Annotated in this window: 18 protein-coding genes and 1 pseudogene; 13 read left to right on the top strand and 6 right to left on the bottom strand. The window is 58.3% G+C overall.

Annotation, left to right across the window (positions count from 1 at the left end):
* From minE to mtgA, 3 genes are all read left to right on the top strand, one after another.
* Positions 1-198: cell division topological specificity factor MinE (gene minE, locus G5358_RS18035; protein ID WP_421324634.1), on the top strand; the 198-nt coding region annotated here is incomplete at its 5' end.
* Positions 199-395: 197 nt separating this feature from the next.
* Positions 396-722, top strand: coding sequence for an HI1450 family dsDNA-mimic protein (locus G5358_RS18030; protein WP_005352317.1), 327 nt, complete (start codon positions 396-398; stop codon positions 720-722).
* Positions 707-1,498, top strand: coding sequence for a monofunctional biosynthetic peptidoglycan transglycosylase (gene mtgA, locus G5358_RS18025; RefSeq protein WP_162517549.1), 792 nt, complete (start codon positions 707-709; stop codon positions 1,496-1,498). The genes G5358_RS18030 and mtgA overlap by 16 nt, the downstream gene beginning before the upstream one ends.
* A 3-nt stretch (positions 1,499-1,501) precedes the next feature.
* On the opposite strand, the gene G5358_RS18020 is transcribed toward mtgA, so the two are convergent.
* On the bottom strand, positions 1,502-1,630 hold the full coding sequence (locus G5358_RS18020; protein WP_019445852.1) for a hypothetical protein: 129 nt from the start codon (positions 1,628-1,630) through the stop codon (positions 1,502-1,504).
* Between the two features lie 147 nt (positions 1,631-1,777).
* Here G5358_RS18020 and G5358_RS18015 point away from each other — a divergent pair, with 147 nt between their 5' ends.
* Complete coding sequence (locus G5358_RS18015; RefSeq protein WP_421324633.1) at positions 1,778-2,101, top strand: HI1450 family dsDNA-mimic protein; 324 nt, start codon at positions 1,778-1,780, stop codon at positions 2,099-2,101.
* Between the two features lie 55 nt (positions 2,102-2,156).
* Here the strand turns inward: G5358_RS18015 and G5358_RS18010 are convergent, their stop codons facing one another.
* A complete protein-coding gene (locus G5358_RS18010) occupies positions 2,157-2,468 on the bottom strand; it encodes a DUF1289 domain-containing protein (protein WP_421324632.1) in 312 nt (103 codons plus the stop codon).
* Between the two features lies 1 nt (position 2,469).
* Entirely contained in the window at positions 2,470-3,330 is an 861-nt protein-coding gene (locus tag G5358_RS18005) for a CvfB family protein (RefSeq protein ID WP_005336853.1), read from the bottom strand.
* Positions 3,331-3,561: 231 nt separating this feature from the next.
* On the opposite strand from G5358_RS18005, the gene G5358_RS18000 reads away from it, so the two are divergent.
* The 4 genes from G5358_RS18000 (at position 3,562) to G5358_RS17985 (ending at position 5,945) form a co-directional block, all read left to right on the top strand.
* Positions 3,562-4,776: a UPF0149 family protein gene (locus tag G5358_RS18000; protein WP_421324631.1), complete on the top strand. Its 1,215-nt coding sequence runs from the start codon at positions 3,562-3,564 to the stop codon at positions 4,774-4,776.
* 170 nt (positions 4,777-4,946) lie between these two features.
* Positions 4,947-5,411, top strand: a complete 465-nt coding sequence (locus G5358_RS17995; RefSeq protein WP_005336856.1) for a MarR family winged helix-turn-helix transcriptional regulator — start codon at positions 4,947-4,949, stop codon at positions 5,409-5,411.
* Positions 5,412-5,413: 2 nt separating this feature from the next.
* Positions 5,414-5,602: a DUF4250 domain-containing protein gene (locus G5358_RS17990; RefSeq protein ID WP_019445848.1), complete on the top strand. Its 189-nt coding sequence runs from the start codon at positions 5,414-5,416 to the stop codon at positions 5,600-5,602.
* Between the two features lie 163 nt (positions 5,603-5,765).
* Positions 5,766-5,945, top strand: a complete 180-nt coding sequence (locus G5358_RS17985) for a hypothetical protein (protein ID WP_421289249.1) — start codon at positions 5,766-5,768, stop codon at positions 5,943-5,945.
* A gap of 183 nt (positions 5,946-6,128) precedes the next feature.
* On the opposite strand, the gene G5358_RS17980 is transcribed toward G5358_RS17985, so the two are convergent.
* Positions 6,129-6,716 (bottom strand): FMN-dependent NADH-azoreductase, encoded by a 588-nt coding sequence (locus tag G5358_RS17980; RefSeq protein ID WP_005336864.1) that lies wholly within the window; start codon positions 6,714-6,716, stop codon positions 6,129-6,131.
* 225 nt (positions 6,717-6,941) lie between these two features.
* Between G5358_RS17980 and G5358_RS17975 the strand changes: the two genes are divergently transcribed.
* From G5358_RS17975 to G5358_RS17960, 4 genes are all read left to right on the top strand, one after another.
* Positions 6,942-7,832 carry a DMT family transporter gene (locus G5358_RS17975; RefSeq protein ID WP_069528158.1) on the top strand — a complete coding sequence of 297 codons (891 nt, stop codon included), beginning with the start codon at positions 6,942-6,944 and terminating at the stop codon, positions 7,830-7,832.
* 85 nt (positions 7,833-7,917) lie between these two features.
* Positions 7,918-9,096 (top strand): formate-dependent phosphoribosylglycinamide formyltransferase, encoded by a 1,179-nt coding sequence (gene purT, locus G5358_RS17970; RefSeq protein ID WP_421324630.1) that lies wholly within the window; start codon positions 7,918-7,920, stop codon positions 9,094-9,096.
* Between the two features lie 126 nt (positions 9,097-9,222).
* Positions 9,223-9,882 (top strand): hexitol phosphatase HxpB, encoded by a 660-nt coding sequence (hxpB, locus tag G5358_RS17965; RefSeq protein WP_421324629.1) that lies wholly within the window; start codon positions 9,223-9,225, stop codon positions 9,880-9,882.
* Positions 9,883-10,144: 262 nt separating this feature from the next.
* Positions 10,145-10,348, top strand: a complete 204-nt coding sequence (locus tag G5358_RS17960; RefSeq protein WP_042012540.1) for a CPXCG motif-containing cysteine-rich protein — start codon at positions 10,145-10,147, stop codon at positions 10,346-10,348.
* Between the two features lie 80 nt (positions 10,349-10,428).
* On the opposite strand, the pseudogene G5358_RS17955 reads toward G5358_RS17960, so the two are convergent.
* Both G5358_RS17955 and G5358_RS17950 read right to left on the bottom strand, forming a co-directional pair.
* Positions 10,429-10,672 (bottom strand): annotated as a pseudogene (locus G5358_RS17955) (IS5/IS1182 family transposase); the annotation flags it as partial.
* 87 nt (positions 10,673-10,759) lie between these two features.
* Complete coding sequence (locus G5358_RS17950) at positions 10,760-11,407, bottom strand: Arm DNA-binding domain-containing protein (RefSeq protein ID WP_254204268.1); 648 nt, start codon at positions 11,405-11,407, stop codon at positions 10,760-10,762.
* A gap of 188 nt (positions 11,408-11,595) precedes the next feature.
* Between G5358_RS17950 and sbcB the strand changes: the two genes are divergently transcribed.
* The coding region (sbcB, locus tag G5358_RS17945) for an exodeoxyribonuclease I (RefSeq protein ID WP_421324628.1) at positions 11,596-12,492 on the top strand (897 nt) is incomplete at its 3' end.

Here is a 12,492-nt window from a genome sequence, read left to right as displayed (position 1 = left end):
CAGATCATTGTTGCTCACGAGCGTTCATCCAGAGGGGGGCCGGATTACCTGCCCCAGCTCAAGCAGGACATCCTCGATGTGATCCGCAAATACGTCAACATTGATCCGGAGAAGATAACCGTCCAACTGGATCAGAAGAGTGATGAGCTGTCGGTACTGGAGCTCAACATCACCTTCGCCGATGACAAGAAGGGATGAGCTGACGCCCTATGCGTGACCCCTTCCCCCAATGAAGACCGGATCCTGTCACTGGATCCGGTTTTTTATTGGCACAAAAACAGGCCACAGCGGCTCGCCTCATCTCGCCAAGGGGTCTGCCGACCGCTAGAATAGCGCCGCCCCGCAGGCTGTGATCTGCGATGGCACCTTTTTCTCTTTTCTGGAACAGACCGCTTATGTCTATGAATGACGAAATGCACAGCGTCGAGGAACTGCTCGATACCGCCCTTGAACTCTTTATGGAGCTGGCCTCTGACAACCTGCCGGAGCAGGAGATCGCCCGCTTCAATCAGGAGTTCAACGACCGCGGCCTGCTGGCCGAAACCGACCCGGCCGATGACTGGGAAGCGGACGTGGGTTTTGCCGTGAGCGACACCGACTATGCCGAGATCTGGGTTGGCCTTGGCAATGAAGAACAAGAGTATGAGCACTTGTTTGCCCGCATGCTGCTCTCCCGCCGTGTTGACGAGAAGTTCTGCCACATCGAATGGCTGCCCCAATAATTCCGGATCCCGATGATCCCAGCCACTATCAGTGGGAGTCTGGCCCTGACGCCGTGGCCCCCGTGCGTGCATCTGCATCGTTTGGGCGCCGGGTGTTGAGGTGGGCAGGCAAGATCGCGCTGGCCGGGCTGCTCTGCTCGGTCGGCTCGGTCGCCTTGCTGCGTTTTATCGATCCGCCGATGTGGAGCTGGCGTATCGAGCGGGCCCTCTTTCCGCCCGCCAAGATCACCCAGGTGCGCCATCAATGGGTAGATCTGGAGTCCATCTCCAAAGAGCTGCAACTGGCGGTGATCGCCGCCGAGGATCAGCGCTTTGCCGATCACAACGGCTTTGACATGGATGCCATCAACGCGGCACTCAAGCACAACCAGCACAGCGAACGGGTGCGCGGTGCCAGCACCCTCAGCCAGCAGACCGCCAAGAACCTCTTTATGTGGAGTGATCGCAGCTTCCTGCGCAAGGGGCTGGAGGCCTGGTTTACCCTGCTGATGGAGCTGGGTTGGGACAAGGCCCGCATTCTCGAGGTCTATCTCAATATCGTGGAGTTCGGCCCCGGCATCTATGGCGCCGAAGCCGCGGCCCGTACCTACTTTGGCAAACCGGCCAGCCGCTTGACCCGCTACGAGTCATCCCTGCTGGCCGCTGCCCTGCCCAATCCGTGGCGCTATCGGGTCAAGCCGCCGTCACCCTATGTGCAGAAGCGCTCGGTCTGGATCCGCCGCCAGATGGGGCAACTGGGCCAGATCACCCTCAATCGGGTGCATCAGGCCGACTGATCCTCAGGGCTCATCGGGTTTCTCCGGTGGGCCCAGATGACCGCCCACCGTTTCGCGGTGAAGCGGCAGATAGTGCCACCACCAGGCCTCGCGCCGTCGCTTGATCTGTTGCCGCCGTCCCCGCTGTTTCATCCACTCACTCCCTACCAGCTGATCCGCGCCTTAACCATACTCCCCCAGCGGCAACTTGGACAGGCCAGCCACGCCCGGCGCACTGGTCTGGCCGCCACAGCCAATAATTGTTACAGTAGCGAACCTCGATGTATCTGGAGTGATTTCATGGAACAGCGTACCCCGGATCAGCTGGTCGAATGGGCCTATGATCAGTTTCTTGAGCAGGCCGCCGATATGCTGGCCCCCGAACAAATTGTCGACATCACCCTGGAGTTTGAGCAGCGTGGCGCCGTGGAGGCGACCCTGCCCAGTGCCGATTGGTCGACCGAGCTGGGTGAGCCGGTCGATATGGAGCGCTGGGTCGAAGTGTGGGTCGGTTTGCTGGATCATCAGGATGAGTTTGAGGTGATCTTCGCCACCTTCCTGCTGCCCCGTCTGCTGACCGAAGATCAAATGCATGTGCGCTGGCATCGCCAGCAGCAGGCATAAGAAAGGCGCCATCGGCGCCTTTCTTGTTTCTATGCCCTTTTATTTCTGTTCTCTGCTAATACTGCGCCGCGATAGCCTTGGCCAGACAGCGGCGGCACCAGCAGGCGCTAGCCTCCTGCATTGGCAGTACCGGCAACTGGCTGCACCAGCACTGGGCGATGGTCTGACCGGCAGAGACGGCGCAATAGGCCGCTTCGCCACAACCCGGACAGCGGTGGGTGCTTTTCGAACCATTCAGCTCGGCCATCACCGCCAGCTGGGCCTTGCTATCCATCGCCGACCAGTGGCCGATCTCGGTCAGGGTGCGGCCACAACCAAGGCAAAGCCCATTTTTCGCCTTGCAGAGGCCAACACAGGGACTCGGCATCTTATTCGCTATCCACTGCCGAGTCGGTCTCTGTGGCCACCAGAGTGATGGCGTTATCTTCGATGACGATCTTGCCCTGCTTGTAGAGGCCGCCGATCGCCTTCTTGAAGGTACCCTTGCTCATGCTGAACAGCTTGTAGATGAGCTCGGGTTCGCTCTTGTCACCCACCGCCAGACTACCGCCCTGCTTTTTCATCCGGCTCAGAATGCGTTCACCAGCGTCATCAACCCGCGCCAGACCCGGCTTTTGCAGGGTCAGATCCAGCTTGCCATCCTCGCGCACCTGCTTGACCCAGGCGGTTTGCGGCCGACCGGTCATCACTCGGCCAAACACCTCGTTCTTGAACAGCATGCCGGGATACTGACCGTTGACGATCACCTTGATGCCAAGGGGTGAATGTTCGCCCGGCAGCGCGGTCACTTCGTCACCAACCTTGAAGTTGCTGCCGGCCGGGGTCAGGAAACGCTCGATGCGGCTGGTGCCGACCATGCGCCCTTCGTTATCCAGTTGCAGACGCACCAGATAGACGTGGCCCACCTGCATCGGCTTGTTCTGCTCGCGGCTGGGCACGAACAAGTCTTTTTTCATGCCCCAGTCGAGGAAGGCACCAATCTTGTTGGCATTGACCACCTTCAGACCGGCAAATTCGTCCACCATGGCAAACGGCTTGTCGGTGGTGATCACCGGCTCGCAATCGGCATCCAGATAGAGGAAGACCTGCACGCTATCCCCCTCTTTCACCCCTTCCGGCAGTTGACGCTTGGGCAGCAGCAGTTCACCGTACTCATCGGCCGCAAGCCAGGCGCCGCGATCTTCGAGTTCAACAACGGTGAGGGTGTTCATCTTGCCAATCTGTATCATGGTGCTCTCTTTTCTCATTACCCGGATGGGCCAATTGATTATGGCCCCTATGGGCGCGCATGTTACCTCAAGAGCGGTGATCCGGCCTAGTCCCCAAGCCACCACTGGCCGCCCTTTCGCCCTTATCTTATCCGCCAATGGTGATTAAATCGCCAAACAGGCGGCCATTTGCTGTAAATAACCCCACTTTTAGGTAGACTTCGCGGCTGTTCAAATCCAGAGGAACTGTCGATGAACCCATCCACTCGTACCCGCCATCTTAATCAATGGATCCAGAGCCACAGCGATCAGGACATGACCTACCCGGCCCTGCACGGTTTTCTCTGTGCCCGTCTGGTAGGGCCAGAGACCCCTGACTGGCAACGCCCGCTGGCTGGATTGCTGGAACAGGATGCCGAGTTGGATGAAAAAAGCGCAGAAGCCCTCAACCATCTGATCGCCGAGCTGGAAGCCCAGGCCGACGACGCCCAGCTAGCCCTGCCGAGCCAATGCCGCCTGCCCAGCGATAACCCGGAGCAGGTGTTCGAGCAGAGCCATCCCCTCGGTCAGTGGTGCTACGGTTTCAGCCAGGGCTTTGCCACCTGGCCCAAGCCGAAGGATTTGAACGACCCGACCACCCAGTACCGCTTCAGTCTGGCCGCCGAGCTGAGCCTGTTTCGCGACAAGCAGATGGCCCAGATGCTCTATAGCGCCGCCGCCAGCGAACTCCCCTTTGTCGAGTTCTGCAAACGACAGCGCCAGAATATGAAAACCGCCCTCAACCAGTTGCTCAACCTCGACCAGTATCAGGCCGCCCCCAGCGCTGATGTCGCCCTCAATGGCGAGCAGGCCCAACAGTGGCAGACCTGGTTCGAGCTGGCCGACAGCTGCCGCGATCATCAGGCCCGCCTCGGCTGGTTCGAGAAGATCATCGCCGATGCCACTCCGCTCTTTGATGAAGCCTTCTGGCAGCAAATCGCTGGCCACGGCTGGAGTGCTCCCGAACTGCGCCCCCTGCTTGCCGCCAGAGCCGGCCGCGCCGACTGCCTGCTGCGGCTTGGCAAGCTGGGCGAGGCCAAAGCGGAGTATCTGGCGCTGCTGACAATCTGCATGGCCGATGAGCTGGGTTGCCGCTACAACCTCTCCACCCTCTATGCACTGCAAGGGGATTGGCAAGCGTTGGCCGCCCTGCTGGTGCGCTTCGATGAAGCTTCCAGCTGGTTGCTCTATAACAAGGCGCTGATGGTCTTTGCTACCGAGGGTGCCGAGGCAGCCAAGCCCCATCTGCTGGTCGCCATCGAGGCCAACCCGCACATTCCTGCCTGCCTGCTGGGTCAGCGCAAGCTGCCTAAACAGGAGCCACAAAGCTGGCAAGCGGGCAGCCGCGACGAGGCCGCGCTCTACGCTATCCACACTCGCGAGGCCTGGCTCAAGCAGAACGCCCTCATCTGGTTACGTAAAGGCTGAACAGCGTTGGCTTAAAATCCCGTCGGTCAGACCCGGTTTTTCCTTGAGGGCGTGCGCCACCGCACATTTCATCGCAACCGGGTCAGACAAATCAGCTTGAGTTTCGTATCATCAATGTCAAAGTATCAAAAGAAACTGCATCTGATGCAGCCGTCACAGCAGGGTGTAATATGTCAAAAATCATAGCGTTACTCGCTCACTACCCGCCCTATCAGTTGGTACATGCCGCCGAGATGCTACGGGATACCTTCGAACAGTTTTATGAGCAGCGTTACCAGCTGACCGTGCCGCAATGGCGCCTGATGATGGTGCTCGGCCCCAACTACCCCATCAGCCAGAAAGAGCTGGTCGAGGCGAGCGGCATGGACAAGGTGCGCATCTCCCGCGAGATCCGCCGTCTGGTTGAAAAAGGGATCATCTTCACCGAGAGCAGCGAGCAGGACAAACGCATCAGCCTGGTCTCCCTCACCAATGCCGGGCTCGCCCTGTTCCTGCAGCTCAAGAGTGAAGCGGGCAGCTGGCAACACACCCTGACCGACTATTTGCCTAGCGAATCCCGCGAGGCGATCCGCCAGCATCTGCACAGCGTCAGCGCCGCCATCGAGCAGTTGCAATCACTGGATCGGGAGAAATAATCATGGATTTGAAAAAGTTCGCCACCATGGACATCAACATGCTGCTGAGCGTCGTCAATATGCAGCTGCGAGATCGCTATGACGATCTGGATGATCTCTGCAAAGCGCAGGAGATCGATCAGGCTGCACTGGAAGCGCGGCTCGCCAGCGGCGATTTTCACTACCAGCCAGCGCAGAAACAGTTCAGATAAAGAGAGCTAGCGGGATCGGGATCACAGCGCCAGTGATGGCGCTGGCTCTGCGGTAAAAACCTGATATGGTCTGAAGAGCCCCAACAGGGTGATGCATGGATACATCACCCTGTCACAAGAGGGCATTAAAATCGTTTCAGGTGAGCAAACCAAGGATGACCCCATGATATTGATGACCCGACAGAGCCTGTTGATCACGCTCTGTACCCTGTTGATGATCAGCCTCTTCACACCCCACTTGCCGCAAAGTACCGAACAGTGGCTAACCACCCTCTTGCTTGGCCTGCTGGTCACGGTGGCGCTGCAGCTGGTGCGCGGTTGTCGCCGCTTTATGATGGAGTAGTGACTCCGCCAGAGCGTCTATACCGACCGCTTGCCGCGATACTCACTGTAGCATTACGGTCTTGTCGCAATAACGTCTGTCGCAATCACACCAAGCCAAAAAACAAACGCAGCCTGATGGCTGCGTTGTGGTATCTGGCGGGCAACCCATTGAAGAGATAACCCCAGACGGGATAGAGAGCCCTTAGATAGCCAGAGCCTCAAGCTGCGCTTTGGCCGCTTCCATCCCCTTGCTCTGGGCATCCGGGCCCATCCCCATCCCTTCGGCGTAGATAAAATCCACCTCTTTGATACCGATGAAACCGAGCACGGTACGCATGTAGGGAGTGACCAGATCGGTGGCACTGCCAACGTGCATGCCGCCACGGGGGCTGATCACCAGCGCACGGGTATTTTCAACCATACCGACCGGACCGGTCTCGGTGTAGCGGAAGGTGACGCCAGCGCGAGCCACCAGATCGATCCAGTTTTTCAGCTGGGTCGGGATGTTGAAGTTGTACATGGGGGCGGCAATTACCACCAAGTCGCTCGCTTTGAGTTCGGCGATCAGCTCGTCAGACTGGGCGATCACCGCCAGTTGACGTTCATTGAGGTTGTCACCACCGCGCAGGCCGGAAGCCAGCTCGCCATCCAGCACCGGCAGGTTGAGTGCTGCCAGATCACGCACGGTGACGACATCATCCTGATGGTCAGCCAGGAAGCCGTCGATCAGGGCGTTGGATTGGGAATATTGACCCAGGATGCTGGATTTGAGTACGAGGATATTGGCCATGGTGAAACTCCATTTGGTTGTCGGTTGAACAGCGTTGCTGTCGATGGAGGTCACTCTAAACATTGTGCTTATTTGCTGATAGCGAAAATAGATGCTCAACTTGTTCAAATTTTTTGATGCAAGGCCACTTCCTCGCCAGCCAGCCCTGCGGCCGTGCTTCAACCCTTGGCAGAACAAACGATTGCCGTTATGATCCGCCGCACTTTTTCCAGCGACCAGGATCCCATGATACCCTCGCGCAGGCACTCTCCTTTGGCCGGTGCAGTCTGGATGATGGTGGCAGGACTCTGCTTCGCCGCCGTCAACAGCCTAAGCCAGTATGTCAGCTTCAAACTCGGCCTCCCATCGACCCAGGTCGCTTTCCATCAATACCTGATCGCCCTGATCTGCCTGCTGCCCTGGCTGGTTCGCCATGGCCTGCGCCAATCCCTGATGACCAATCAGTTCCGGTTGCACCTGTTGCGGGTATTGTTGGCAGTGATCGGCATCCAGCTCTGGCTCTGGGCACTGGCGTACCCCGTCCCCATCTGGCAGGGGATCGCTCTGCTGATGACCTCACCGCTGTTTGCCACCCTGGGCTCCGCGCTGCTGCTCAAGGAGCAGGTGAGCCGCACCCGCATTCTGGCCACCCTGGCGGGCTTTGCCGGCGCCATGCTGATCCTCGCCCCCTGGACTGACGAGTTCAACTGGGCCTCCCTGCTGCCGGTGGCTGCAGCGCTGTTCTGGGCAGGTTACTCCCTGATGGTGCGCTATCAGGCAGCCAACGAATCATCCCACACCATAGTGGTCTACCTGCTTATTTTCAGTACCCCGTTCAACGTCATGCTGGCCCTGCCGGAGTGGCAGTGGCCAAGCGAGAGCCAGTGGCTGCTGGTAGCCGCTTCCGGCGTGCTGACGGCGCTGGCCCAGATGTCCATCGCTCGCGCCTACAGCGTGGCGGAGGCCTCCTTCGTACAGCCTTTCGATTTTGCCAAGCTGCCGATGAACGTGCTGGCGGGCTGGCTGGTATTTGGCTGGGCGCCCCCCGGCCGTCTGTGGCTTGGCGCCGCCATCATCATTGGCGCCATTACCTTGCTGACCCATCTGGAGCAGCGCGCTCACAAACCCGTTTCCTGAGGTACGCCATGCGTGCCTCTTTTTTTGTTCGCTATTCGTGCGATAGCGATCATCAACAATGACCATCGACATCAGGAGAGATCGTATGTTTGGAACCGCAACCCGCCCCGGCGCCACCCGTGCCCTGCTGCTGGGCTCCGGCGAACTTGGCAAGGAGGTCGCCATCGAGTTGCAACGCTTCGGGATCGAAGTGATCGCCGCCGACCGCTACCCCAATGCCCCCGCCATGCAGGTGGCCCACGCAGCCCACGTGCTGGACATGCTCGATGGCAACGCCCTGCGTGCCCTGGTTGCCGAGGTTAAACCCGACCTCATCATCCCCGAGATTGAAGCGATTGCCACCGATACCCTGGCAGCCCTTGAGCAAGAGGGAGTCAAGGTAGTGCCCAACGCCCGCGCCACTCAACTCACCATGAATCGGGAAGGGATCCGCCGTCTCGCCGCCGAGACCCTGGGCCTGCCCACCTCCCCTTACCGCTTTGCCCAGAGCAAGGAGGAGTTTGTCGCCGCCGTCGAGACCATCGGCCTGCCCTGCGTGGTGAAACCTGTGATGAGCTCGTCCGGCAAGGGGCAAAGCGTCTTGCGCGATCTCGCCAAGATCGATGAGAGCTGGACCTACGCCCAGGAAGGTGGCCGCGCCGGTCGTGGCAAGGTGATCGTCGAGGGCTTCGTTCCCTTTGAGTACGAGATCACCCTGCTCACGGTACGCGCCGTCGATGGCATTCACTTCTGCGACCCTATCGGCCACCGGCAGGAAGATGGCGACTACCGCGAATCCTGGCAGCCACAGGTGATGAGCGAGCTGGCGCTGGTCCGATCCAAAGAGGTAGCGGCCAAGGTGGTCGAGGCCCTCGGCGGTTACGGCCTGTTCGGGGTCGAACTCTTCATCAAGGGGGATGAGGTGTGGTTCAGCGAAGTCTCCCCCCGCCCCCACGATACCGGCATGGTGACCCTGATCTCGCAGGATCTCTCCGAGTTCGCCCTGCACGTGCGCGCCATTCTGGGGCTGCCGGTCGGCACCATCACCCAGTACGGGCCGAGTGCCTCCGCCGTGGTGTTGCGCGAAGGGCACAGCCAGGACATCCGCTATCAGGGAATTGGTGAGGCATTGGCGCTGGTGCCGGGCGCCCAGCTGCGGCTGTTTGGCAAGCCGGAGATCGCCGGTCGCCGCCGTCTTGGCGTGGCGCTGACCCGCGCAGCGGATTGCCAGGATGCGGTGGAAAAAGCCAAAGCTGTGGCCGCCAAGGTCGAAGTACTGTTCTAAGGGCTTTTTTGCCACAGCAAAACAAACGTTTGCCGATGTGATCGAGCGCAAGGGGCATGGCAATGCCCCTTTTGCATTTCCCCGTCAGGCTTATAATCCCCTCTTCAAATTTGTCAGGAGTACAAGATGTTAGCTGCCGTGATCTTCGATATGGATGGTGTTCTGATCGACTCGGAACCCTTTTGGCAACGGGCCCAAATCGCCGTTTTCTCCGATCTGGGCCACCCCCACACCGTCGAGGATTGTGAGTCGACCATCGGCGTGCGCATAGATCAGCTGGTTGCCCACTGGTATCGCCTGCGCCCGTGGAGCGGCCCGACTCAGGAAGAGGTGGTACAGCGCATTCTGGATCGGGTCAACGCCCTGATCCTCTCCGAAGGTCAGGCCAAAGCCGGTGTGCAGGAGGCGCTCGACCTTATCGAGGCCCGCGGCCTGAAAGTGGGTCTGGCGACCTCCTCACCCTTTGCCATGGTAGAAGCTGTACTCGGCAAACTCGGCATTCGCGATCGCTTTATGGCGGTTCACTCTGCGGAAATCGAGCGTTTCGGCAAACCGCACCCGGATGTCTATATCCACGCCGCCGAGAAACTGGGGGTGGAACCGGTGCACTGCTTGGCCATCGAAGACAGCTTTACCGGTTTGCTGGCGGCCAAGGCGGCCTCCATGACAGCGCTGATCGTGCCGGATCCCGCTTTAGTGGGCGACCCACGCTTGGCCATCGCCAACTACCAGCTCGGCTCGCTAGCCGAGCTGAATGCCGACATGTTGGCCAGCTGGGTCGCGTAACGCCTCGTTACGCCCCCCGTCTCCTACTCGCAGGGGGCAGCTGGCCCCCTGTTATTGCCAAACAACCGTTGGCAATCCCCCTCTTGTCACCCGCGATCAGCAACCAGACGGCTCTTATCCTGAACGGCCCACGCAACCAGTTGGGCCTTGCCATTTCTAAGGCTTGATCTCTGTCATAAACGTGCGTTTGCTCGCGGTTAACCCCCTGCAGCCCGACTAGAATCAGGGTAGATAGGCGGCCCTAGGGCCCGAGGAGGTTATCATGATCGAGTACACCAGCAAGCGCATCGTCTGCCCTCACTGTGGCCACCATACCCGGGTCGAGCTGGATGCCAGTCAGGGTGATCAGGAGTTTTACGAAGATTGCATGGCCTGTTGCAATCCAATCCACCTGCGGCTGCATCGGGATGAGGAACGCGACCGTCTGCAGCTCTTTGTGGATGCCGACGACGAGCAACTGTTTTGATTGCGAGTCACAAAATGTCGAGCAGGGCATTGTTGCCTAACTCAGCCAGCAAGTCATGACTTCCGAAGCCCCATGTGCTGCTACAACACTTGGGGCTTCTTTACAGGCAGAGCAAGGAGTTCCGTTTGTTTATCGCACTCATATGCGCCACCACTTCTCCTACCTGACCGTTGCATTTCCTGAGAATGCTATTTCCTGCCAGCAACTGCTTGAACCGGTAAATTACCGTCACTGCCAACGGGCGATGGTGCTTCCCCTCCCTAATATCTTCTTTCGGTGCACCACTCTCTCCGTTTGCACCGCCTCATTCCTCGTATGCTCCTTTACCTATACCCCCGTATTTTAACGAGGAGGAATAGAGACTGATGCCCATGATGGTCGTGGTGAAACCAGTTGTTCATGACCTCGTTATCAACCCAGCAGGTGAGCCAGTTCTCGCTTGGTCGGCACGCGAGGCTCTCTCTCGGGTTGAAAGCCAACATGTTCGATACGTAATTTCGACTTCGGAGAGCCACCCATGAGATTACGTCGCATACAAAAACTCAGAATGGACTTTAACCTGCGCAATAAATGCCCTGCGTTTTTCGGCTTTTTCTTGCCAATCTTATCAAACCACTCCAGCCAGCTCGAAAACGGGATCTGTTCCACCGGAATACCAATAAACAGAGGTTCGAAATAGCGCTGCATGGTATGCTCATAGAGCATGACCGTATGAGGCCGCAGCTTGGGCAAATGGTGCTCACGAAAATGCTCGCAGCACTGTTTCAGGGTGACATCATGCTTCTGGTGGAGTTTATCCCAAAAAACTCTGGGATGTTCATTACGTTCAAGAGCGCCACGGATAGCAGGGATCAACGCCCTGGCATCAGCGAGTTTAAGGTCGGGATAGCGTCCAATTTTGAGTCTCGCCGCTTTTCCTTGCCAGCGATAGCGATATTGCCACGAGATGGTGCCTCGCTCGGTGATCCGAGCTGACAATCCATCACGGTCTGACAATTCCGTCTTGCCAAAGTAGGGCTGACCATAGAGGGCCCGTAGCTTCGTATCAGTAAGTGGCATATGACTCTCATGTGACTGGTTATCTGATTTTTCACTGACACATTAACGCGTCCTAACGTGTACACAGATATGTACCAAACTGGTCTGGAACGGACTGAATCAAGATCGGACAAAGTGAGACAATCTGAGATAACACCTCGTATAACGACTTGTTTTTCAAACATATAGACACAATTCAGAACCACGTAATGAACCAGCAGACAAATCCTACCTTCTATTTTCACGACTACGAGACCTTCGGCATCAGCCCCGCCAAGGACAGGCCGTCGCAGTTTGCCGGTATTCGTACCGATGCGGATTTCAACCTCATTGGCGAGCCGCTGGTCATCTACTGCAAGCCGCCGGCGGACTATCTGCCGGATCCGGAGGCGTGCCTGATTACCGGTATCACGCCGCAAAAGGCGATGAAGGATGGGCTGTGCGAGGCGGATTTCATTCGCCAGATCCACGAGCAGTTCGCCACGCCGAATACCTGTGTGCTTGGCTACAACAGCATCCGCTTCGATGATGAAGTGACTCGTTATACCCTCTATCGCAACTTCTATGACCCCTATGCCTACAGCTGGCAGAACGGCAACTCCCGCTGGGATATTCTCGACATGCTGCGAGCCTGCTATGCCCTGCGCCCGGAGGGGATCGAGTGGGCCTTTGACGATGAGGGCAAGCCGAGTTTCCGGCTGGAGAAGCTGACGGTCGCCAACGGCGTCGCCCACGCCAATGCTCACGATGCACTCTCGGACGTGCTGGCCACCATCGAGATGGCCAAGCTGGTGAAAAAAGCCCAACCCAAGCTGTTTGGTTATCTCTTTGATCTGCGTAACAAAAACAAGGTGAAGGCGCTGATTGACGTGGTGACCATGAAGCCGCTGGTGCACGTCTCCGGCATGTTCTCCCCTTGGCAGGGTTGTGCAAGCTGGGTCTCGCCACTTGCCTGGCACCCCACCAACCAGAACGCGGTGATCATGGTGGATCTGACCCGTGACCCCACCCCGCTTATCGAGCTCACGAGCGAGGAGATCCGCGAGCGCCTCTATACCAAAAAAGAGGAGCTGGGGGATCTGGCGGGCATTCCGGTGAAACTGGTG

The organism is Aeromonas sp. 604176, from assembly GCF_049170755.1.
Lineage (GTDB): Bacteria > Pseudomonadota > Gammaproteobacteria > Enterobacterales > Aeromonadaceae > Aeromonas > Aeromonas veronii_A.
The sequence above is the reverse complement of the archived record's forward strand: the minus strand, read 5'-3'. Positions and strand labels throughout refer to the sequence as shown.